The sequence below is a fragment of the Streptomyces sp. NPDC031474 genome, assembly GCF_055581185.1.
This window is the reverse complement of record NZ_JBVIJX010000028.1, coordinates 46437-66944: the sequence shown is the minus strand read 5'-3', so window position 1 is coordinate 66944 and position 20508 is coordinate 46437. Positions and strand designations below refer to the sequence as shown.

21 protein-coding genes are annotated in these 20508 nt (G+C 70.5%); 12 read left to right on the top strand and 9 right to left on the bottom strand.

Features of this window, described 5'->3' with window-relative positions:
- Positions 1–63: 63 nt before the first annotated feature.
- The 3 genes from ACZ5SK_RS42220 to ACZ5SK_RS42210 form a co-directional block, all read right to left on the bottom strand.
- On the bottom strand, positions 64–921 hold the full coding sequence (locus ACZ5SK_RS42220; protein ID WP_334582517.1) for a thioesterase domain-containing protein: 858 nt from the start codon (positions 919–921) through the stop codon (positions 64–66).
- Complete coding sequence (locus tag ACZ5SK_RS42215; RefSeq protein ID WP_334582516.1) at positions 905–1171, bottom strand: acyl carrier protein; 267 nt, start codon at positions 1169–1171, stop codon at positions 905–907. The genes ACZ5SK_RS42220 and ACZ5SK_RS42215 overlap by 17 nt, the downstream gene beginning before the upstream one ends.
- A 527-nt stretch (positions 1172–1698) precedes the next feature.
- A complete protein-coding gene (locus ACZ5SK_RS42210; protein WP_334582515.1) occupies positions 1699–2505 on the bottom strand; it encodes a helix-turn-helix transcriptional regulator in 807 nt (268 codons plus the stop codon).
- Between the two features lie 244 nt (positions 2506–2749).
- Between ACZ5SK_RS42210 and ACZ5SK_RS42205 the strand changes: the two genes are divergently transcribed.
- The 5 genes from ACZ5SK_RS42205 (at position 2750) to ACZ5SK_RS42185 (ending at position 7362) form a co-directional block, all read left to right on the top strand.
- Complete coding sequence (locus ACZ5SK_RS42205; protein WP_334582514.1) at positions 2750–3535, top strand: IclR family transcriptional regulator; 786 nt, start codon at positions 2750–2752, stop codon at positions 3533–3535.
- Positions 3536–3672: 137 nt separating this feature from the next.
- Entirely contained in the window at positions 3673–5139 is a 1467-nt protein-coding gene (locus tag ACZ5SK_RS42200; protein WP_334582513.1) for a purine-cytosine permease family protein, read from the top strand.
- Positions 5136–5714, top strand: a complete 579-nt coding sequence (locus ACZ5SK_RS42195; protein ID WP_334582512.1) for a cysteine hydrolase family protein — start codon at positions 5136–5138, stop codon at positions 5712–5714. The genes ACZ5SK_RS42200 and ACZ5SK_RS42195 overlap by 4 nt, the downstream gene beginning before the upstream one ends.
- A 54-nt stretch (positions 5715–5768) precedes the next feature.
- Entirely contained in the window at positions 5769–6167 is a 399-nt protein-coding gene (locus tag ACZ5SK_RS42190) for an SseB family protein (protein ID WP_334582511.1), read from the top strand.
- 94 nt (positions 6168–6261) lie between these two features.
- Positions 6262–7362, top strand: a complete 1101-nt coding sequence (locus ACZ5SK_RS42185; RefSeq protein WP_457495911.1) for a hypothetical protein — start codon at positions 6262–6264, stop codon at positions 7360–7362.
- Between the two features lie 82 nt (positions 7363–7444).
- Here the strand turns inward: ACZ5SK_RS42185 and ACZ5SK_RS42180 are convergent, their stop codons facing one another.
- From ACZ5SK_RS42180 to ACZ5SK_RS42155, 6 genes are all read right to left on the bottom strand, one after another.
- Entirely contained in the window at positions 7445–7849 is a 405-nt protein-coding gene (locus tag ACZ5SK_RS42180) for a MarR family winged helix-turn-helix transcriptional regulator (RefSeq protein WP_334582509.1), read from the bottom strand.
- Between the two features lie 114 nt (positions 7850–7963).
- Positions 7964–8311 carry a VOC family protein gene (locus ACZ5SK_RS42175; protein ID WP_334582508.1) on the bottom strand — a complete coding sequence of 116 codons (348 nt, stop codon included), beginning with the start codon at positions 8309–8311 and terminating at the stop codon, positions 7964–7966.
- A 115-nt stretch (positions 8312–8426) separates the two neighbouring features.
- The gene (locus tag ACZ5SK_RS42170) at positions 8427–9461 is read right to left on the bottom strand and encodes a LacI family DNA-binding transcriptional regulator (protein ID WP_334582507.1); all 1035 of its coding nucleotides are present in this window, start codon (positions 9459–9461) and stop codon (positions 8427–8429) included.
- Entirely contained in the window at positions 9458–10363 is a 906-nt protein-coding gene (locus ACZ5SK_RS42165; protein WP_334582506.1) for a carbohydrate ABC transporter permease, read from the bottom strand. The genes ACZ5SK_RS42170 and ACZ5SK_RS42165 overlap by 4 nt, the downstream gene beginning before the upstream one ends.
- A complete protein-coding gene (locus ACZ5SK_RS42160; protein ID WP_334582505.1) occupies positions 10360–11283 on the bottom strand; it encodes a carbohydrate ABC transporter permease in 924 nt (307 codons plus the stop codon). The genes ACZ5SK_RS42165 and ACZ5SK_RS42160 overlap by 4 nt, the downstream gene beginning before the upstream one ends.
- Positions 11280–12611 carry an ABC transporter substrate-binding protein gene (locus tag ACZ5SK_RS42155; RefSeq protein ID WP_468158840.1) on the bottom strand — a complete coding sequence of 444 codons (1332 nt, stop codon included), beginning with the start codon at positions 12609–12611 and terminating at the stop codon, positions 11280–11282. Before ACZ5SK_RS42155 ends, ACZ5SK_RS42160 begins: the two co-directional genes overlap by 4 nt.
- A 161-nt stretch (positions 12612–12772) precedes the next feature.
- Between ACZ5SK_RS42155 and ACZ5SK_RS42150 the strand changes: the two genes are divergently transcribed.
- From ACZ5SK_RS42150 to ACZ5SK_RS42120, 7 genes are all read left to right on the top strand, one after another.
- The gene (locus tag ACZ5SK_RS42150; protein WP_361709145.1) at positions 12773–14794 is read left to right on the top strand and encodes a beta-galactosidase; all 2022 of its coding nucleotides are present in this window, start codon (positions 12773–12775) and stop codon (positions 14792–14794) included.
- Between the two features lie 107 nt (positions 14795–14901).
- Positions 14902–16470 carry a glycoside hydrolase family 53 protein gene (locus ACZ5SK_RS42145; RefSeq protein WP_468577598.1) on the top strand — a complete coding sequence of 523 codons (1569 nt, stop codon included), beginning with the start codon at positions 14902–14904 and terminating at the stop codon, positions 16468–16470.
- A gap of 241 nt (positions 16471–16711) precedes the next feature.
- Positions 16712–17680, top strand: coding sequence for an SMP-30/gluconolactonase/LRE family protein (locus ACZ5SK_RS42140; RefSeq protein ID WP_334582501.1), 969 nt, complete (start codon positions 16712–16714; stop codon positions 17678–17680).
- Positions 17681–17757: 77 nt separating this feature from the next.
- Positions 17758–18213, top strand: coding sequence for a fluoride efflux transporter CrcB (gene crcB, locus ACZ5SK_RS42135; protein ID WP_334582500.1), 456 nt, complete (start codon positions 17758–17760; stop codon positions 18211–18213).
- Positions 18210–18602, top strand: a complete 393-nt coding sequence (locus ACZ5SK_RS42130) for a DUF190 domain-containing protein (protein WP_334582499.1) — start codon at positions 18210–18212, stop codon at positions 18600–18602. Before crcB (ACZ5SK_RS42135) ends, ACZ5SK_RS42130 begins: the two co-directional genes overlap by 4 nt.
- Positions 18599–18964, top strand: coding sequence for a fluoride efflux transporter CrcB (crcB, locus tag ACZ5SK_RS42125; protein WP_334582498.1), 366 nt, complete (start codon positions 18599–18601; stop codon positions 18962–18964). The genes ACZ5SK_RS42130 and crcB (ACZ5SK_RS42125) overlap by 4 nt, the downstream gene beginning before the upstream one ends.
- Positions 18965–19058: 94 nt before the next feature.
- Complete coding sequence (locus ACZ5SK_RS42120; protein WP_334582497.1) at positions 19059–19895, top strand: undecaprenyl-diphosphate phosphatase; 837 nt, start codon at positions 19059–19061, stop codon at positions 19893–19895.
- Positions 19896–20508: the final 613 nt, after the last annotated feature.

Genomic DNA, 20508 nt, shown 5'->3' with positions numbered 1-20508 from the left:
GGACGGCGGGGCTTGGACAGCCCGGGTCGGTTCGGGGCCCTGGGGGTGACACGCGTGGAGGAGTCAGACGGTGTGCAGCAGAGGGACGATCACGTCGAAGGCGTCGGCGCGGCCCAGCATCGTGTAGTGGTCGCCGGGCGAGCTGTGCAGCGTCAGGCCGTGCGGGGCGAGCGGCTGCCAGCCGAGGTGCGGGTCGTCCGGAACCAGGCTCCGCTCGGCCTTGACCAGCACGAGGGGAAGCGGAGCGGGGGCGGCTCGGTGCGGGGCCACCAGACGGTTGTTGCGCAGCAGCCCGTCCACGTAGGTGTCGTAGAGCTTGCGCAGGCCCGGCAGCGGGGTGTCCGGGAGCAGTGCCCCGGAGGCGACCGCCGTGTCGAGGACGACGGGTAGTCCGTCGTCGACGCCGCAGCCGGTGAGCCGGCCGGGCGGCAGGTCGACGGGACGGCCCCGCTTCGCGCCCAGATACATGGCGAACCAGCCCAGGAGCAGGTCGGGTTCCAGCGATTCGTCGGGCTGCTTGTACGCGTCGGTCGGGGCGATGCTGTCGAGCAGTACCAGGCGTTCGGGGCGTCGGTCGGCGGGCAACGCATGGATCATCGCGAGGGCCAGAGTGCCGCCGAAGGACCAGCCGGCCAGGGTGTACGGTCCGTCGGTCGGCCCGAGGGCGACGAGCAGCCGGTCGGCGAGGGCCTCCACGGTGGTCGCCGCCCGGCCCCCGGTCAGCGCGGCTTCCGCGTATTCGGCGACCGCGCTCAGGTCCAGCACGGTCAGCCCGTCGCCCTCCGGGAGCGCGTTCGCGAGGCCCCGGTACACCTGGGCCGCCAGCGCGCCGGGGTGGACGACGTACACGGTGCGCCGACCGGGCGCGGCGGCCCGGAACGACCGGGCGACCGGCGGCGCTGTCTCACGCGACGGACGCACGCTGAGCGCTCTCCTCGGCCAGGTACGCTGCCAGATCCTTGACCGTCGGGTGGTACCACAGCGTCGTCGTGCTCAGCTCGAAACCGAGCCAGCTCTCCAACTCGCCCGCGAGGATGAGGGCTTCGGTGGAGTCGAGGTCCAGCTCGTCGAAGTAGACCTCGCGCGAGACCTCGGTGGTCGCCACGCCGAGTCGGTGGGCGATCTTCTCGATCAGCCAGCCCTCGGCTTCCGGTGCGGTGACTGCGGGCATGATGCGACGTCCTTTCCTTCGGGCACACCTCCGGAGCGATTGCCGGAGGGCGGATGGATGCTGGTGCAAACGGGGGTAGGGTCCGGTGGGCAGCGGCGGACGGCGCGCCGACGGCGCCTCACGGCTCGCGTGTGCGCCGGGGACCGCCCGGATTTCTCACTGGGGCGACGCACACATGGCGTGAAAGCGGCGGGTCGAAAGTCCGGACCAGACTAAATTTCGGGGATTTGAACTATGCGCAAACTTTCCTGGTGAACGCCGTGGGGGTGCGGCGACTAAAACTCGTCAGTAAGCCGTCGATCGTTCAGTTGTGCTCGATGGTGCAGACCTGCGAGTCCGCAGGTGTGGGGAGTGCCTCGGAGTGGCCGCCCGAAGCACGCAGGCCAAGTCTTGCCAGTTTTCGGAATCTTGAACAAGCACTCTTCCGAAGAGTGGAAAGAAATCGAGGTTTACGGGCGTAGACCTGGTAGGGGACTTGTGAAGGCAATAGGTGAAACGCGGGTGAAGTGCCGGTCGGCACGGCCGCATTACGCCTGTTTTCCCACCTTTGCCACACGTCGGAAGGCGCCCGGCGTCATCTGGACGCGCCGTGCGAAGAACTTGCCGAAGTTGGTCACTTCGGAAAATCCGAGCTGTCGGGCGATGGCGCTGATCGGCAGGTCGGAGTGGACGAGCAGGTGGCGCGCTTCCAGCGCGACCCGGGCGTCGATGATGTCCTTGGTGGAGGTGCCGGCGACCTCGCGGCAGGCCCGGGCCAGGGCGCGCGTGCTGCAGTTGAGGGCGGTGGCGTAGTCCTCGACCAGCCGGCTGGAGCGGAAGGAGCGGTCCAGCTCCTGGCGGAAGCGCAGGAACAGTTCGCCGTTGTCGCCGCTGACCGCCAGGTCGGCGTCGTGGCGCCGGCGGCACATCTGGTCGATGTGGAGCAGCACGACGGCCAGCAGATGCTTCAGCAACTCCACGCCCAGGCCCTGGTCGGGCCGCTCGAACTCTTCCTGAAGGAGACTCAGAACCCGCTGCAGCGCGCTGAGTTCGTCGTCCTGGAGCTGCCAGTGCGAGGGCCGCAGCACGTCGTCGAGCATCTGCATGTGGGCGCCCATCCGCAGCGGGAACGCCGTTTCGAACATGATGACGTCGGCGTTCATGCCCGCGTCGGGGCAGAGCTGGATCACCTGGTTCGGCCGGGTCCACACCAGCGTTCCGGGTCGGCAGTCGAACTGCGTGGAATCCGCCGTGTAGGTCCCCGTGCCCTGCCTGACCAGCATGATCTGGTGGAACTCAAGCCGGTGCGGGGCGGCGACGAAGCCGCGGGGGGCGCACGCGAGCAGTTCGTCCAAGGTCGTCGCCGCGATACCGAGACCGGGTCGGCAGACAGGTCTGTAGGGGACGACGGGGATCGGTAACGATGCGAAATCGACCATGAGCGTTCCGGAATCGACCTTTCAATGGCCACTTGAGGGTTCAATGATAGAGGTGGTCGCCCGATGCCAGATCACTCCTGGTGCATGTGCGTGCACGCATCTGTGCACGCACGTGTCAGCACGCACCCCAGAACTGAAGGTTGAAGGGACTCTGATCGGGATGACCACTCCCCACTCCGCCACTCCGGAGCGCTCAGTCGTGGACCGGACGCTCAGCATCCTCGGCGCCTTCGACCGGGACAACAGGACCCTGTCGCTCAGCGACCTCAGCCGCCGCTCGGGGCTGCCCGTCGCCACCGTTCACCGCATCGTCAACAAACTGCACGGCTGGGGCGCCCTCGAACGGTGCGCCGACGGCGGATACAGCATCGGCCTGCGCCTTTGGGAGACGGCCGTCCTGGCGCCGCGCTCCTCCTCCTTGGTGGAGACGGCGCAGCCACACCTCGTCGCGCTGCACGGCCAGACCTCGGCGGCGGCGACGATCGCCATCCGCGACGGCAAGGAGAGCGTGTGCCTGGCGTTCGTCTCCAACGACCCGGACACGCCCTCCGCGTACGGCACATCGGGCCGCCGGATGCCGCTGAACGTCACCGCGACGGGACTGGTCCTGCTCGCCCACGCGGGCAGCGCGGTGCAGAACGAGGTGTGCTCCGCCCCCTCGCGCACCCCGACGGGCTTCGCCCACGGCACCCAGCTCAAACAGAGCCTGGCCAAGATCCGGCGGGAGGGCTACGCCGTCGCCCACAGCACCCTGACCGAGGGCCGCAGCGGCCTCGCGGTCCCGATTCGTGACAGCCGCGGCACGGTGATCGCCGCCGTCGGGGTCGTGGGCCCCGTCGACCTGATCCAGCCCGTCCGCGTGGCGGCCCACGTGCGCGCCGCCGCCGCGATGATCCAGCGGTGTGTGCGCAGCGAGGGATTACGCGTCACGGAGGTCGGTGCCTGAGCCGATTCCGGGCGGGCCGGGGACTCCACCCCAGGTGGACCCCGGCCGGCCCCTCCGTGGATCGCGGGGATTTCCGACGGGTAGGACTGTGACGGACAAGCTCCCGCCACGCACCCACCCGGACAGGCAGGTCGACGATGACGGACTCCCGAGCCGGCACACCGGCGGACCGACCGCTCCAGGTGGAGACCCACGGCCTCGACGTCATCCGAGACACCGAACGCAAGGGAACCCCCCGCACCCTCTTCTGGCCCTGGTTCGGCGCGAACGTCTCCATTCTCGGCCTCAGCTACGGGGCATTCGCGCTGGGCTTCGGCATCTCCTTCCAGCAGGCCCTGGCCGCCGGCGTGATCGGCATCGTCTTCTCGTTCCTGCTCTGCGGCTTCATCGCGGTCGCCGGCAAACGCGGCTCCGCGCCCACCATGGTCCTCGGCCGCGCCGCCTACGGCGTGCGCGGCAACCGCCTGCCCTCGGCGATCTCCTGGATGCTCACCGTCGGCTGGGAGACCGTCCTGGTCGCACTCGCCGCCATGGCCACGGCCACCGTCTTCGACCGCCTCGGCTGGGGCGGCGGCACCGGCACCAAGATCGTCGCGCTGGTCCTGGTCGGCGCCCTGACCGTCGTCGGCGGAGTCATGGGCTTCGACCTGATCATGCGCCTGCAGACCGTGATCACCGTGGTCACGGGCGTGCTCACCCTCGTCTACATCGCCCTCGTCGCCGACCACGTCCACTGGAGCACCGTCAGCGCGATCCCCGCAGGATCCGCCCAGGAGTTCATCGGCGCACTCGTGTTCATGATGACCGGCTTCGGCCTCGGCTGGGTCAACGCCGCCGCCGACTACTCCCGCTACCTGCCGCGCTCCTCCTCCGGCCGGGGCGTGATCGGCTGGACCGCCTTCGGCGCCTCCGTGGCCCCGCTGCTCCTGCTGGTCTTCGGCCTGCTGCTGGCCGGCTCCTCCGAGCGGCTCGCCACGGCCGTCGCCGCCGACCCGATCGGCGCGCTGACGACCATCCTGCCCACCTGGTTCCTCGTCCCGTTCGCCGTGGTCGCCGTCCTCGGGCTGGTCGGCGGCGCCGTCCTCGACATCTACTCCTCCGGCCTGGCCCTGCTTTCGGCGGGCCTGCGCGTCCCGCGCCCGGTGGCGGCCCTCCTCGACGGCGTCCTGATGATCGCGGGCTCCGTCTACATCGTGTTCTTCGCCGACGACTTCCTCGGCCCCTTCATGGGCTTCCTCACCACCCTCGGCGTCCCCATCGCCGCCTGGTGCGGCATCATGCTCGCCGACCTCGCCCTGCGCCGCCGCGACTACACCGAGGCCGACCTCTACCGGCCCGACGGCCGCTACGGCGACATACCCGCCCTCCCGCTGCTGCTCACCCTGACCGCCACCGCCCTCGGCTGGGGCCTGGTCACCAACGCCGCCGCCGACTGGCTGGACTGGCAGGGCTACCTGCTCGGCCCGCTGGGGCTCGGCGGCAGGTCCGGGGACTGGGCCTACGCCAACCTCGGTGTCCTCGCCGCCCTCGCCCTCGGCTTCCTCGGCACCCTCACCCTGGGTCGCGCCCGCGTGCGCGCACAGGAGCAGGCGGTGAGCCGATGACCGCCGGCCGACTCGCCGTCATCGACATGCAGCACGTCTTCGCCGACCCCGCGAGCCCCTGGGCGACCCCCCGCTACACCGAGGCGGCGGCAGGCGTACGACGCCTGCTGCCGGCCTTCGGCGACCGCGTCACCTTCACCCGCTTCCTGGCCCCCGCGCAGCCCACCGGCGCCTGGCGTGCCTACTACGACCGGTGGCCCTTCGCCCGCCGTCCGCCCGACGCCCCGCTGTGGCGGCTGACGGACGAGTTCGCGCCCCTCGCGCACGACGTCCTGGACGCCTCGACCTTCGGCAAGTGGACGCCCGCGCTCGCCTCCCGTGTCGCACCGACGGGCCGCCTGGTCCTGGCCGGCGTCAGCACCGACTGCTGCGTGCTGTCCACGGCGCTCGCCGCCGCCGACGCCGGTGCGGAGGTGCTGGTCGTCGCCGACGCGTGCGCGGGCGCGGACGACGCCTCCCACGCCCAGGCCCTGCACCTCATGGACCTGTACCGGCCGCTCGTGCGCGTCACGACCGTCGCGCAACTGCTGCGCACCCCGGCGACCCGACTCCTCGGCCCCCACCAGGGGGATTGATCCCCCGCCCCTCGGGTACGCGAGGTCGGACCGCCGCTACCAGGGGAGCCTGCCATGGAGACACCCGCGCACGACCGCACGAACAACCCCGCCGCGCTGGCGCTGGACGCGCTGGCCCGCGACACCGAGGACACGGCGGCACTGGACACGCTCGCGCACTGCGACGTCCTGGTGCCCGTGCCCGACGACGCCACCGACGAGGACGTCACCGACCCGACCACGGTCGCCCTGCCCGTGCTGGAACAGACCGGCGGCGCGCCCGTCGTGCCGGTGTTCACCTCCGAACCCGAGATGGCGGACCTGCTCCCGGACGTCGCCCGCTACCGACTGGTGCCCCTCGGAGCGCTCGCCGCGCAGTGGCCCACCGGTGAGCTGTCCCTCGCCATCGACGCGGCCGGCGACCATCCGCTGACCCTCACCTCGGAAGGGGTCCGCACCCTGCTCGCCCGCTGACCCGTCCCCTCCTCGCCGCCGTCGGCCCGCCCCGCAACCGGCCCGGCGGAGGCGGTGTGCGGGGCATACCGCCCGCCTGATCGACAATGGCCGCATGATCTGGCTCTCCGGTCTGGCCGGCGGACTCGTGCTCGCGTTGGTCCTCGGCAGCATCCTGCGCACCCTCGTCGTCCCGCGCGGCCTGTACTCCGTGGTCGTCTACCGGCTGTGGTGGACGCTGCGCCGGCTGCTGCACCTCGCGGCCCTGCGCCGCGGCTACGAGACCATCGACCAGCTGCAGGCCTGGCTCGCCCCGCTGATGCTGGTCGGCATGCTGACGATCTGGCTCGGCGGCGCCCTCGCCGGCTACGGGCTGGTGCTCTACGCCCTGTCCCCGCTGTCCTGGACCACCGCCTTCCGCGAGGCCGGATCCAGCCTGCTGACCCTCGGCTTCGCCAGCGGCGCCCGCCTGCGGCTGTCGGCGCTCGACTTCGCCGCCGCGGCCACCGGACCCGTCGTCATCGCCCTGCAGATCGCCTACCTGCCCACCCTGTACGGCGCCTACAACCGCCGCGAACTCGAGGTCACCCTGCTGCAGTCCCGGGCCGGGGAGCCCGCCTGGGGTCCGGAGATCCTGGCCCGGCAGTGGCTCGTCGACACCGAGACCGCGCTGCCCGAGCTGTACCGGTCCTGGGAGCGGCTCGCCGCCGACATGGGGGAGAGCCACTCCACCTACCCCGTGCTGCTGGCGTTCCGCTCCCCGCGCCCGTACCGCAGCTGGCTGGTCGGACTGGTCGCCGTGCTGGACGCGGCGGCCATGCAGCTGGCGCTGTCACCGCGCAGCGCCCCACCGGAGGCCCGGCTCGTCCTGCGCGCCGGATTCACCGCCCTGCGCGACATCGCCCGCGTCCTGCGCATCCCCTTCGACTCCGACCCCGCCCCGGACGCCCCGATCCGGCTCACCCTCGTCGAGTTCGATGCGGCGGTGGCGATGCTGGAGACGACGGGCTTCACCGCCGAACGCGGCACCGAGGAGGCCTGGCCGCACTTCCAGGGCTGGCGGGTCAACTACGAGGCGATCGCCTACGACCTGTGCCGCCGATGCGACGCCGTTCCCGCCCTGTGGACGGGCCCCCGGGACTTCCCGACGACCCCGATCCCCCCGCGCCGCCCGGCGGACCGAAGACCGGGCGAACAGGGCGAACAGGGCGTCTAGTGCGGTCACAGCACTAGCGACAATCACCGGCAGTGCGTCTGACGGACGGGCGCGGGGGCAGCACCGGGCTGCACCTCGGGCCCTAGCCCTGTTCCGGGGCGGCGCCCAGCATCCGGTCGAGTGCTTGCCGTTGCAGCGGCAGCACCTCGGTGTGCAGGTTGCGGCCCTTGCGGGTGAGGGCGACATACACGCCGCGCCGGTCCTCCACACAGACGGAACGCTCCACCAGGCCTTCCTTCTCCAGCCGGCCGATGAGGCGGGACAGTGCGCTCTGGCTGAGATGCACCCGGCCGACGAGGTTCTGCACCCGACACTGGTCGCCCTCGCGGGGCGCCTCGGAGGCGAGGATGTCGAGCACTTCGAAGTCGCTCGCACCGAGGCCGTGCGGATGCAACGCGCGGTCGATCTCGCACATGGTGCGCGCGTGCACCGACAGGATGTCCCGCCATCGTTCTTCGAGGCCCGCCCCGGCCGTCTTCGCTGCCATACCCGCACGGTAACACCGTTTCGCGCATTCGTTTACAGTGCAACTAGTGCGGGTGCAAGCAGTTTTCCCCCGGGGGGGCGGCGAGGGGGGTCCCACGCCGGGCTGCGCCGAGCCCTACGACGGGTCCTGGAGCAGCCCCACGAGGTTGCCGTCCGTGTCCTTCACGAAGGCGATGAGCCGGCCGTTGCCCACGTCCTGGGCGTCCTGCAGCAGCTCCGCACCCGCCGCCACCAGCGCGGCGAGCCGGTCGCGCAGGTCCGTGACGTGCCAGTACGGGACCGGTCCGGTCATTCCCTTGGCGTGTCCGTTCGGGTCGAGGCCGACGTCCTGCCCGGCGGCCTTGAAGCCGACGTAGTAGGGCGTGTCGGCGTAGGGCTCGACCTCCAGCAGCGCGCTGAACAGGGCCTTCGCCCGGTCGAGGTCCTTGACGGGGTAGATGATCGTCTGCAGGCCGGCAGTCATGGCGTCCTCCTGAATGAGATGCGGTACGCGGTGTCCGCGTCCGTGTTCTCACGCTAAGCCGGGGGAGCGCGGGACGGCTTCTCCGATCCTGACCGGTCCCGCCGACGCGGTCAGCTCACGTCGAGTCCCGCTTCACCAGCTCCGTCGGCAGGATCACCGCCGCCGGGTCCTCGCCGCCGATCTGGGCGAGCAGCACCCGCACCATCTCGGCGCTGATGCGGTCGTAGGGCTGGCGGATGGTGGTGAGAGCGGGGACGGCCTCCGTAGCCGCGACGGAGTCGTCGAAGCCGCCCACGGACACGTCCTCGGGAACCCGGCGGCCCGCCTGGCGCAGCGCTTTCAGCGCACCCCGCGCCATCAGGTCGGAGGCGACGAACACGGCATCCATGTCCGGGGCCTGCGCCAGCAGTCGTTCGGCCGCCGCCTTGCCGCTGGCCCGGCTGTAGTCCCCGGAGACCACGAGCCGCTCGTCGACCTCGACGCCCGCCTCCATGAGCACCTCCTTGTAGCCGGCGAGCCGGTCCACCCCGCCCGGGGTGTCCAGCGGACCGCTCACCATGCCGATCCGGCGCCGGCCCAGCGACACCAGATGGCGCACCATGTCGCGGGCGCCGTCCCGGTCGTCGGCCGCCACATAGCTCACCTTGGAGCGCAGCCCCATCGGCTTGCCGCACTGCACGAGGGGCACCCCCGCCTCCCGCAGCTCCTCCGCGACCGGGTCGCCGGAGTGGCTGGAGACCAGCAGCACCCCGTCGACATGGCCCGCGGTGATGTACCGGGTGATGCGCCGCCGTTCGTCCTTGGTGCCCGCGAGCATCAGCAGCAGCGGGATGTCGTGCGCTGCCAGCGCCTGGGTGCAGCCGCTGAGCAGCACATTGAAGTTGGGGTCCTCGAAGAACCGCTCCTGGGGCTCCGTCAGCAGGAAGCCCACGGAGTCGGAACGGCCGGTGATCAGTGAGCGGGCGTGCCGGTTCACGACGTAACCCGTCCTGCGGATCGCGGCGTTGACCGCCTCCGCCGCCGACGGGCTGACGTAGTGCCCGCCGTTGAGGACGCGCGAGACGGTGCCTCGTGAGACCCCTGCCTCGCGCGCCACGTCGTGGATGGTCGGCGGTTTGCGCCGGCCCCCCGCACCATTGTTCATGGTCATGACTTTACGGCTCCGGACAGCAGATCCAGGCTCCAGAAGCGCTGAATGACCAGGAACAGCGCCACCAGCGGGAACACGGCCAGGAACGCGCCGGTGATCACCAGCGTGTAGAGCGCCGGGGTGTTGGCGCCCTGTTCGAGGAGCGTGAACAGGCCGAGCGTGATCGGGAACTTCTCGTCGTCGCTGAGCATGATGTACGGCAGCAGGAAGTTGTTCCAGATCGCCACGAACTGGAACAGGAACACCGTCACCATGCCGGGCACCATCATCGGCAGCGCGATCCGGGTGAAGATCCGCCACTCGCTCGCCCCGTCCATCCGGCCGGCCTCCACCACGTCGCTCGGCACGGCCGCGGCCGCGTAGATGCGCGCGAGGTAGACGCCGTACGGCGAGAGGATCTGCGGCAGCAGCACGGACCAGTAGGAGTCCGTGAGGTCCGCGTTCGCCATCAGCAGGTACTGCGGGATGGCGAGGATGATCGGCGGCATCAGCACGCCCGCGAGCAGCACGTTGAACATCGTCTCGCGGCCCCGGAAGCGGTACGTCGCCAGCGCGTAGCCGCTGAACGCCGACACACACGTCGACAGCAGCGCGCCGAGGATCGCGAACAGGGCGGAGTTGCCCATCCACTGCCAGTAAATGCCGTCACGGTAGGCGTTGAGGTCCCTGAGGTTGTCGGCGAAGCCGGTGCCCGGCCAGAACGTGAAGGTGGAGAACAGCTCGCTGCCCGACTTGGTGGACGCGATCACCACCCACGCCACCGGCAGCAGGCAGTAGATCGCGCCCACCAGCAGCGTGATCGTCGGCACCAGCGCGATCCGGCTGCGCAGCGGCGGACGGCTCTGCGCCGTGCCCGTCGTACCGGCCGCCGAAGGAACCTTCTGTACGGCAAGAGAACTCATCGTGCTGCCTCCTGCTTGTTACGACGGTTGGCGGCCCGCAGAAAGCCGAACGACAGCACCAGCGTGGCGATCGCGATGATCACGGCCTCGGCGGCCGCCTGGTAGATGTCACCGGTGCCGAACGCGTCCCGGTACACCTTCATCAGCGGACTCCAGGTCGTGGACACGGAGTTGGTGAGCGGCTTCAGGGTGGTCGGCTCGTTGAACACCTGGAGCGTCGCGATGATCGAGAAGAAGAAGGTCAGCACCAGCGAGGGCGCCACCATCGGGATCTTGATCCTCAGCGCGATCTGCAGCGGGGTGGCGCCGTCCAGCTTCGCCGCCTCGTACACCTCGGCCGGGATGGCCTGCAGCGAGGTGTAGATGACGATCATGTTGAAGCCGGTGCCGCCCCAGACCGCGATGTTCGACAGGGCGAGGTACAGCGGACCGCCGTCCAGCAGGTCCGGCTGCGGCATGCCCAGCTTCTGCAGCACGTAGTAGAAGGGGCTGACGTCCGGCAGGTACAGGAAGCCCCACAGCAGCGCCGCCACCACGCCGGGGACGGCGTACGGCAGGAAGATCGCGAGCCGGGTGAAGGGCGCGAGGCGCACCTTGTCGGAGTCGAGCATCAGCGCGAACAGCAGCGCCAGGCCCAGCATCACCGGGACGACGATGCAGCCGTACCCGAGGACGCGCAGCGCGCCGTCGACCAGCTCGCTGTCGGTGAGGGCGTCGGTGTAGTTCTCGACGCCGGCCCAGACCTCCTTCCGCGCGCCCGACCCCAGGCCGAGGCCGGAGACGTGCACCTTGTGGAAGCTGAGCCACACCGCGTACCCGATGGGCAGCGCGAAGAACAGGGCGAAGAGGATCGTCGCGGGGAGGAGGAAGGCATACGGGGCCCCCTTGACCCCGTACGACTTCCGGCGTGCGGTGGTCACTCGGAGACCTCGAAGCCCTGCTTCTTCATGTCGGCGACGGTGTCCGACTGCATCTTGTCCAGAGCGGCGGAGAAGTCCGACTTGTTCTTCGCGGCGGCGCCGAACGCGTCCTTGAAGGTCGTGTAGGCGACGTTCACGTTCGGGCCCCAGGCCGACGGCGCCGTCGTCTTCGCGATCTTGGCGGCGGCGGTGTAGAAGTCCGCCTGGTTGGAGAAGTAGGCCGGCGGGGTGGTGAAGGCGCCGCTGAGCTGTGCCGAGGTGGAGGCCGGGTAGATGCCGCTCTCCTTGGCCAGCGCGTTCAGGGCGTCGCCGTCGGTGTTCAGCCAGGCGGCGAACTTCGCGGCGGCCTCCTTGTGCTTCGAGTCCGTGGTCACGGCCGTGGAGGAGCCGCCCCAGCTGCCGGTGACGCTCTCGCCGTTCGACCACTGGGGGAGCGGGGCCATCGCCCACTTGCCCTTGGTGTCGGGCGCGGCCGTGGTCAGGGTGCCCGGCGCCCACACGGCGGAGACCCAGGCGATCTGCTTACCGGTGTTGAGCGCCTTGTTCCAGGCCGGGGTGTACATCGGCTGGTTGTCGATGGCGCCCTCCTTGACGAGACCGCCCCAGAAGTCGGCGACCTTCTTGGTGGCCGTGTCGTTGATGCCGACCTTCCACTTGTCGCCGGAGGTGGTCCACCACTTGGCGCCGGCCTGCTGGGCGAGGCCCGCGAAGAGACCGGAGTCGTTGGCGGAGAACGTGGTGAGGTCGAGGTCCGGCGCCTTCTTCTTCAGCGCGCGGGCCGTCTCGGCGAACTGCTCCCAGGTCTGCGGCACCGTCAGGCCGTACTTCGTGAAGAGGTCGGCGCGGTAGTAGAACATCATCGGGCCGATGTCCTGCGGCACCGCGTAGACGGCGTCCGTGCCCAGCGTCGTCTGCTGCCAGACACCGTCGGCGAACTTGGCTTTGGCGTCGCCCACGTTCTTGGCTATGTCGGCCAGCGCGTCATTGCTGACCAGCGTCGGCAGTGCCTGGTACTCGGCCTGGACCAGGTCCGGCGCCTTGCCCGCCTTGTGCGCGGTGAGGATCTTGGTGACCAGCGTGTCGCCGGACGCCTGCTTCTTCACCGTGACGGTGATCTGGTCCTTCTTGCCCTGGCCCTTGTTCCACAGGTCCACGACCTTGTCCATGCCGGGCGTCCAGGTCCAGTACGTCAGCGAGACCGGACCGGACTCGGCCTTGCTGTCGTCGTCGGACGAGCCGCACGCGGCGAGCGCGGTGGCGCCGAGCGTGACGGCGATGGCGGAAGCTGCACCTCTGACAATGAGCCGCCGACGCTTCGTGTTGGGCATGGATCTCTCCCCTGACCTGGGTCCTGGTGTCTGTGAGCGTTCACAGTAGAGAAACATCCCGGACACTTGTCAATGGTTGTTGCTGTGCGGTTATGTTGGGCCCGCACCGCCAACCTGATGTGTGCACGTTCCCATATGTTCGATCAAACGGGAGAAAATCCATGCCGGAGACCACCCCCAGGGGCCTCACCGGGCTCGCCTTCGGTGGGGACTACAACCCCGAACAGTGGCCGGAAACCGTCTGGCAGGACGACGTCCGGCTGATGCGGGAGGCCGGCGTCACCATGGTGAGCGTCGGGATCTTCTCCTGGGCCCTGCTGGAGCCCTCGCCCGGGGTGTACGACTTCGGCTGGCTGGACCGGATCATCGACCTGCTGCACGAGAACGGCATCCGCGTCGACCTGGGCACCCCCACCGTCGTCCCGCCGGTCTGGTTCTTCCGCAACCACCCCGAGGCGCTGCCGGTGACGCCCGAGGGCGTGCGCTACGAGTTCGGCTCGCGCGGGGCCATCTGCCACAGCAACACGGACTACCGCGCCGCGTCGGCGAACATCGCCACCCGGCTCGCCGAGCGCTACGGCGACCACCCGGCGCTGGCCATGTGGCACGTGCACAACGAGTACGGCGTCCCCGTCTCGGCCTGCTACTGCGACTCCTGCGCCGCCCACTTCCGCCGCTGGCTGGGGACGACGTACGGCACGGTGGAGGCGGTCAACGAGGCCTGGGGCACCGCCTTCTGGGGCCAGCGCTACGCGGACTTCGAGGACATCAACCCGCCACGCGCCACCCCGACCGTCGGCAACCCGGGCCAGGCTCTGGACTACAAGCGGTTCGCCGACGCCACCATGCGCGAGAACTTCTGCGCGGAGCGGGACATCCTGCACCGTCTCGCGCCCGGCGTCCCGGTGACGACGAACTTCATGACCGCCCTCAGCCAGTGCGACTCCGTCGACTACTGGGCCTGGGGCCGCGAGGTCGACCTCGTCACCAACGACCACTACCTGATCACCGACGGCCGACGCACCCACGTCAACCTCGCGATGGCCGCCGACCTCACCCGCTCCGTCGGCGCCGGCGCGCCCTGGATCCTGCTGGAGCACTCCACCTCGGGCATCAACTGGCAGCCGCGCAACCCCGCCAAGGCCCCCGGCCAAATGGCCCGCAACTCCCTCGCCCATGTGGCCCGCGGCTCCGAGGGAGCCATGTTCTTCCAGTGGCGGCAGTCCCGGCGCGGCGCCGAGAAGTTCCACTCGGCGATGGTCCCGCACGGCGGCACCGACACCCGCGTGTGGCGCGAGGTCGTCGAGCTCGGCGCCTCCCTCGACTCCCTCAGCATGATCGGCGGCAGCCGCACCGAAGCCGACGTGGCGATGCTCTGGGACTGGCACTCCTGGTGGGCGCAGAACCTCGCCTGGCGCCCCAGCGAGGACGCCGACCCGCGCGAGCGCGCGGACGCCTTCTACGAGGTCCTCTACGACCGCCACCTCACCGTCGACTTCGCCCACCCCGAGGCCGACCTCGCGCAGTACCCGCTGGTCGTGGTCCCCGCCCTGTACCTGATGACCGAGGCGGCCGGGAACAACCTCAAGGAGTACGTCGAGAACGGCGGCACCCTCGTCGTGTCGTACTTCTCCGGCATCGTCGACGAGCACGACGCCGTCCACGAAGGCGCCTACCCCGGCGCGCTCCGGGACGTCCTCGGCCTCACCGTCGAGGAGTTCTCCCCGCTGCTCCAGGGCGAGAGCGTGCGCCTCACCGGCCCCGACGGCTCCGAGCTCGGCGGCGACGTGTGGACGGAGTTCGTCGCCCCGAAGGGCGCCGAGACCGTCTGGACCTACGACGACGGACTCACCGCCGGGCACCCGGCCGTCACCCGGCACCGCCTCGGCGAGGGCACCGCCTGGTACGTCTCCACCCGCCTCGGCCACGAGGGCCTGGACGCCGTGCTCGGCTGGGCCGCCGAGGACGCGTCGATCGCCCCGCGCGCCGACCTGCCCCACGACGTCGAGGTCGTGCGCCGCTCCGGCGAGACGGGCAGCTACCTCTTCGCGATCAACCACACCGCCACCGACGCCAAGGTGCCGCTGGAGACCTCCGGCACCGAACTGCTGACGGGCGAACGCGCCGCCGGCCGCCTCGCGGTTCCGGCGGGAGCCGTCCGGGTCGTGCGACTCGACGGCTGAGCCGACTCCCCCTCCGCCCGTGGAGCCGCGAGCCGCGGGCGGAGGGGGTCCCTCCCGCACGAGGGAACCCCACCACCCCCATCACGTCGAAGGGACGACGGACGACGATGTTCCATCCCAGACGCACCCTCAGGGCACTGCTGCTGCCGCTCGCCGCGGGACTCGCCCTCACCGCCCTGCCCGCGCAGACCGCCCAGGCGGCGAGCACCCTCACCAACGGCGGCTTCGAGTCCGACGGCACCGGCACCGCGACACCGGCCGGCTGGTCCACGTACTCGGCGGCCGGCCAGAACTCCGCCTCGTTCACCGAGGCCGGAGGCCACGGCGGCAGCTACCGCCTGTCCCACTGGGCGTCCACCGCCTACAAGGTGGAGACGTACCAGTACCTCTCGGGCCTGACCAACGGCTCCTACAAGCTGACCGCCTGGGTCCGCTCCAGCGGCGGCCAGAACGCGGCCTACATCGCCCTCAAGAACTGCGGCGGCCCGGACCAGCGCACCGACCTGCCGGTCTCGTCCAGCGGCTGGGTGCACATCGTCACGCCGGTCAGCGTCACCAACAACCAGTGCACCATCAGCATCAACAGTGACGCGAACGCGGGCAACTGGATCAACGTGGACGACCTGGCCTTCACATCCGGCACGACCGGACTGTCGATCAAGGGCGCCGACATCTCCTCCCTCGCCAAGAGCGAGGCCAAGGGCGGTGTCTACAGGACCGCTTCAGGCGCCACCGGCGACGCGGTCACCATCCTGAAGAACGCAGGCATGAACTACGCGCGCCTGAAGGTCTGGGTCAACCCGGCCGACGGCTACAACAACAAGACGCGCGTCCTCGCCATGGCCAAGCGCATCAAGGCCGCGGGCCAGAAGCTCCTGGTCGACTTCCACTACTCGGACACCTGGGCCGACCCGGGCGCCCAGTCCAAGCCGGCCGCCTGGGCGGGCCACTCGTACAGCCGGCTCAAGACCGACGTGTACAACCACACCTACGACGTGTTGAACGCGTTGAAGGCCCAGGGCACCACCGCCGACATGGTCCAGGTCGGCAACGAGATCAACGGCGGCATGCTGTGGTCCGAGGGTTCCACCGACAACTGGAGCCAGCTGGCCGGGCTGCTCAACTCCGGCTACGACGCCGTCAAGGCGGTCAGCTCCTCCACCACCGTCGCCCTGCACCTCGCCAAGGGCGGCGACCTGAGCGGCACCCGCTGGTGGTTCGACAACGCCGTCTCCAACGGAGTGAAGTTCGACGCGATCGGCCTGTCGTACTACGGCTACTGGCACGGCACCCTCGCCGACTTCCAGACCACCCTGGACGACGCGGCCTCCCGATACTCCAAGCCGGTGTTCGTCGCCGAGACGGCCTACCCGTTCCGTCTCGACAGCGACGACTCGCTCACCAACCAGATCGACCTGTCCTCCGAACTGGTCTCCGGCTACCCGGCGACCGCGGCCGGCCAGCTGGCCTGGATGAACGCCGTCGCGAACATCGTGGAGGCCGTCCCGAACGGCCGCGGCCTGGGCGTCTTTTATTGGGAGGCGACCTGGACGGCCGTCACCGGCAACGGCTGGGACCCGACCGACGCCGCCTCCGGCAACGGCTGGGAGAACCAGGCCCTGTTCGGCTACGACGACAAGGCCCTGTCCTCCATGTCCTGGTTCAGCCACCGCTGATCCCCGACCCCGTCGAGCAGGGGCCCGGCCGCACCCCGCGGCCGGGCCCCCGCCCGTTTCGCGACACCGTGCCGAAGTGGCACGCCCGTTCGACGGACAGTGGTGGAGAACGTCGGGAAGAGGCGACAGAGGACAGAGAGATCACCTTCCGGAAAAGCCCGGCAAAAGACCACGGCTACGACCCGCCGCCCACCCTCCCGCCTGCGAGGATGGCCGCCTCCTCAAGGAAGGGCGGACCCATATGGACCGTCGGGCGCCTCTCGTCCCCCTCAGGTACATCACTCTCCCCGGTCACGGCCCCGAAGACGTCGTCGCCGACCCCAGAGGGCGGATCCTGACCGGGGTGTCGGACGGGAGGATTCTGCGCGTCGAGGGTCTCGAGGATCCGCCCACGGCCCGCGTCGAGCACATCGGCGAGATCGGCGGCCGTCCGCTCGGCCTCGAACTCCTCCCGGACGGCGACCTGTTGGTCTGCTGCGCCGACGGCGCCCTGCTGCGCGTCGACCCCGAGGGCGGCTCCGGCAACGTGCGGGTCCTGACCGAGTCGGCGGCGGGGGAGCGGCTGCGTTTCTGCAGCAATGTCGTCGCCCTGCCCGACGGAACCGTCTACTTCACCGTCTCCAGCCAGGTCCACCCCTTGGCGGACTGGATGGGAGACCTCGTCGAACACACCGGCACCGGACGTCTGTTACGCCTCGCCCCCGGCGCCCGCGAGGCCGAAGTCGCCCTGGAGGGGCTGCAGTTCGCCAACGGCCTCGCCCGCAGCGCCGACGACTCCTTCCTGATCGTCGCCGAGACCGGCGCCCGGCGCCTCACCCGCTACTGGCTCACCGGCCCCCGGGCCGGACAGGCCGAACCCCTCGTCGAGCATCTGCCGGGGTTCCCGGACAACCTGTGGCGCGGCGCGCCCGACGGCCCCGTCTGGGTGGCGCTGGCCGGGCCGCGCGTCCCCCCGCTCGACCTTCTGCACCGGACCGGCCCCGCAGTCCGCAGGCGCGCCGCCCGGTTGGCCCTGAAAGCGCCGTACCGTCCCTCGGGGCGGGCCGGTGTGCTGGCGATCGACGACGACGGCCGCATCCTGCACCACCTCACCCGCCGCCGCTCCGGGTTCCGCATGGTCACGAGCGTCTGCGAGACCGGTGGCCGACTCGTCCTGGGCAGCCTCTGGGAGCGGGGCATCGCGGTCTGTGAGGCGCCCGTGCCCAAATGAGGCGGCGCTACGCTGGTGCCCGGCCGTGATCACCCCGACGAGGGGGCTGTTCCCGGACCGGGCAGGAGACGTACGACATGACAGCCCCGCAGGCCGAGAGCCTGCGCACCAGCGCACCGCGGCGCACCGCCGGGACGGGTCAGTTCCCGGTGGTCGCCGTCGTGGCGGCCGGCGGCGGCATCGGCGCCGCCGCCCGCTACGCGGCCTCCCTGTGGTGGCCCACCCCGACCGGCGGCTTCCCCTGGACCGTCTTCTGGGTGAACGTGATCGGCTGCGCGGTGATCGGCGTCTTCCTGGTTCTCGTCACCGAGGCCATGACCGCCCACCGGCTGGTGCGCCCCTTCTTCGGCACCGGCGTGCTCGGCGGCTTCACCACCTTCTCGACGTACGCCGTCGACCTTCAGAAGCTGTTCGACGGCGGCCGTCCCGGCACCGCCCTGGCCTACCTCGCGGGGACCCTGTGCGCGGCGCTCACGGCGGTGTGGCTCGCGGCCACGGCGACCCGCCGCACTCTGCAGTGGAGGCGACCATGACGAGACTCACCGGCAGCGCCCTGAGGCTGACCGTCTTCGTCGGCGAGAACGACACCTGGCACCGCAAGCCCCTCTACACGGAGATCGTGCACCGCGCCCACGCGGCCGGTCTCGCCGGCGCCAGCGTCTTCCGGGGCATCGAGGGCTTCGGCGCGTCGTCCCTCATCCACACCGCCCGGCTGCTCTCGCTCAGCGAGGACCTGCCGGTGGCGGTCGTCGTCGTGGACACCGAGGAACGGGTGCGGGCCTTCCTGCCCGAGCTCGACGAACTGGTCACGGAGGGCATGGTCACCCTCGATCCGTGCGAGGTGATCAGGTACGTCGGCCGGGGCGGGAACCGGAGCGACAACCGGGGCGATTCGGACACGAAGGGTAAGAAGTCGTTGTGAACTGGCTGGTCGTCGTCGCCGGCGGCATGATCGGCGCCCCGCTGCGCTACCTGACCGACCGCGCGGTGCAGTCCCGGCACGACTCCGTCTTCCCCTGGGGCACTTTCGTCGTCAACATGACCGGCTGCCTGGTCCTCGGCACGCTGACCGGCGCCGCCGGTGTCGGCCCCGACCTGCGGTTGTTCCTGGGGACAGGGCTGTGCGGGGCCCTGACGACGTACTCGACGTTCTCGTACGAGACGCTCCGGCTCACCGAGACCGGCGCGGGCCTGTATGCCGCCGCCAACGCCGTCGCGAGCGTCGTCGTCGGCCTCGGGTCCGCGTTCGCCGGGGTGGCGATCGGCCAGTCGGTGTGGCCGTGAGCGGCTGCGTCGGCTGCGGGCCTGGTAGGACTGTGTACGACACCGGAGCGTCTACAACGCTGTCGACCGATTCGTCTCCTCAGAACTGGATTCCATGAGCGCCATCTCCGTCGGCCAAGCCGTCGTCCTCGGAGCCGTCGAGGGAGTGACCGAGTTCCTCCCCGTCTCCTCGACCGGACATCTGAAGATCACCGAAGGCCTGATGCACATCCCGGTCGACGACGACGCCGTCGTCGGGTTCTCGGCCGTGATCCAGGTCGGGGCGATCGCCGCCGTGCTCGTGTACTTCCGCAAGGACATCGTGCGGATCGTGTCGGCCTGGTTCCGGGGACTGCGCCACCGCGAGGAGCGCCAGCACCACGACTACAAGTTCGCCTGGTGGGTGATCTACGCGACCATCCCGATCGTCGTCGTGGGCCTCGCCGCCAAACCGCTCATCGAGGGGCCGCTGGCCTCGCTGTGGGTGGTCGCGGGCTCGCTGATCGTCGGCAGCGGCGTGATGTGGGCGGCCGACCAGATGGGCCGCCACAAGCGGGGTGAGGACGACACCTCGTTCAAGGACGCGATGCTGGTCGGCAGCTCGCAGATCCTCGCGCTGCTCTTCCCCGGCTTCTCCCGCTCCGGCGCCACGATGTCCACCGCGCTCATCCTCGACCTGGACCGGGTCGCCGCCACCCGGCTGTCGTTCTTCCTCGGCATCCCCGCCCTGACCGGCGCCGGAATCTACGAGCTGAAGGACGCCCTGGGCACCGGCGCGGGCGCGGCGCCCCTGGCCGTCGGCACGGCCGTGTCCTTCGTCGTCGCCTACGCCTCCATCGCCTGGCTGCTGAAGTTCGTCGCCAAGCACTCCTTCAACGCGTTCGTCGTCTACCGCATCGTCATCGGCCTGGCCCTGTTCGGCCTCCTGGCCACCGGAGCCCTCAACAGCTGAGCCCCACCCACCGACCCTGCCCAGCACCACCGACCCTGCCCAGCACCCACCGGTTCTGAGCAGGGGCCACCGCGTTGAGCAGTGCCCACCGGAGCTGAGCAGCACCCACCGGCTCTGGGCGAGGGCCACCGCGCTGAGCGGTGCCCACCGGTTCTGGCCGACGGCCACCGCGCGGCCGACGGCCACCGGTTCTGGGCGGTGCCCACTGGTTCTGGTCAGCGGCGAGCGGCGTTGAGCAGGGGCCACCGCGCTGACTGATGGCCATTGGTCGGGCCGACGGCCACCGGTTCTGGGCAGGGCCCACCGGAGCTGGGCAGCACCCATCGGCTCTGGGCGGGGGCCACCGCGCTGGGCGGTGCCCACCGGTTCTGGCCGACGGCCACCGCGCGGCCGACGGTCACCGGTTCTGGGCGGTGCCCACTGGTTCTGGTCAGCGGCGAGCGGCGTTGAGCAGGGGCCACCGCGCTGACTGATGGCCACTGGTTCGGGCCGACGGCCACCGGTTCTGGGCAGGGGCCACCGGAGCTGGGCAGCACCCATCGGCTCTGGGCGGGGGCCACCGCGCTGGGCGGTGCCCACCGGTTCTGGCCGACGGCCACCGCGCGGCCGACGG

Bases quoted from the DNA above. Each gene is read 5' to 3' on its own strand.
- ACZ5SK_RS42185 (WP_457495911.1), top strand. From the start codon at position 6,262: ATGATCTGGCTCTCCGGTCTGGCCGGCGGACTCGTGCTCGCGTTGGTC.
- ACZ5SK_RS42165 (WP_334582506.1), bottom strand. From the start codon at position 10,363: ATGAGTTCTCTTGCCGTACAGAAGGTTCCTTCGGCGGCCGGTACGACG.
- ACZ5SK_RS42145 (WP_468577598.1), top strand. From the start codon at position 14,902: ATGTTCCATCCCAGACGCACCCTCAGGGCACTGCTGCTGCCGCTCGCC.
- crcB (WP_334582500.1), top strand. From the start codon at position 17,758: ATGACAGCCCCGCAGGCCGAGAGCCTGCGCACCAGCGCACCGCGGCGC.
- ACZ5SK_RS42175 (WP_334582508.1), bottom strand. From the start codon at position 8,311: ATGACTGCCGGCCTGCAGACGATCATCTACCCCGTCAAGGACCTCGAC.
- ACZ5SK_RS42170 (WP_334582507.1), bottom strand. From the start codon at position 9,461: ATGACCATGAACAATGGTGCGGGGGGCCGGCGCAAACCGCCGACCATC.
- ACZ5SK_RS42195 (WP_334582512.1), top strand. From the start codon at position 5,136: ATGACCGCCGGCCGACTCGCCGTCATCGACATGCAGCACGTCTTCGCC.
- ACZ5SK_RS42200 (WP_334582513.1), top strand. From the start codon at position 3,673: ATGACGGACTCCCGAGCCGGCACACCGGCGGACCGACCGCTCCAGGTG.
- ACZ5SK_RS42180 (WP_334582509.1), bottom strand. From the start codon at position 7,849: ATGGCAGCGAAGACGGCCGGGGCGGGCCTCGAAGAACGATGGCGGGAC.
- ACZ5SK_RS42140 (WP_334582501.1), top strand. From the start codon at position 16,712: ATGGACCGTCGGGCGCCTCTCGTCCCCCTCAGGTACATCACTCTCCCC.
- ACZ5SK_RS42130 (WP_334582499.1), top strand. From the start codon at position 18,210: ATGACGAGACTCACCGGCAGCGCCCTGAGGCTGACCGTCTTCGTCGGC.
- ACZ5SK_RS42155 (WP_468158840.1), bottom strand. From the start codon at position 12,611: ATGCCCAACACGAAGCGTCGGCGGCTCATTGTCAGAGGTGCAGCTTCC.
- ACZ5SK_RS42205 (WP_334582514.1), top strand. From the start codon at position 2,750: ATGACCACTCCCCACTCCGCCACTCCGGAGCGCTCAGTCGTGGACCGG.
- ACZ5SK_RS42120 (WP_334582497.1), top strand. From the start codon at position 19,059: ATGAGCGCCATCTCCGTCGGCCAAGCCGTCGTCCTCGGAGCCGTCGAG.
- ACZ5SK_RS42150 (WP_361709145.1), top strand. From the start codon at position 12,773: ATGCCGGAGACCACCCCCAGGGGCCTCACCGGGCTCGCCTTCGGTGGG.
- ACZ5SK_RS42215 (WP_334582516.1), bottom strand. From the start codon at position 1,171: ATGCCCGCAGTCACCGCACCGGAAGCCGAGGGCTGGCTGATCGAGAAG.
- ACZ5SK_RS42190 (WP_334582511.1), top strand. From the start codon at position 5,769: ATGGAGACACCCGCGCACGACCGCACGAACAACCCCGCCGCGCTGGCG.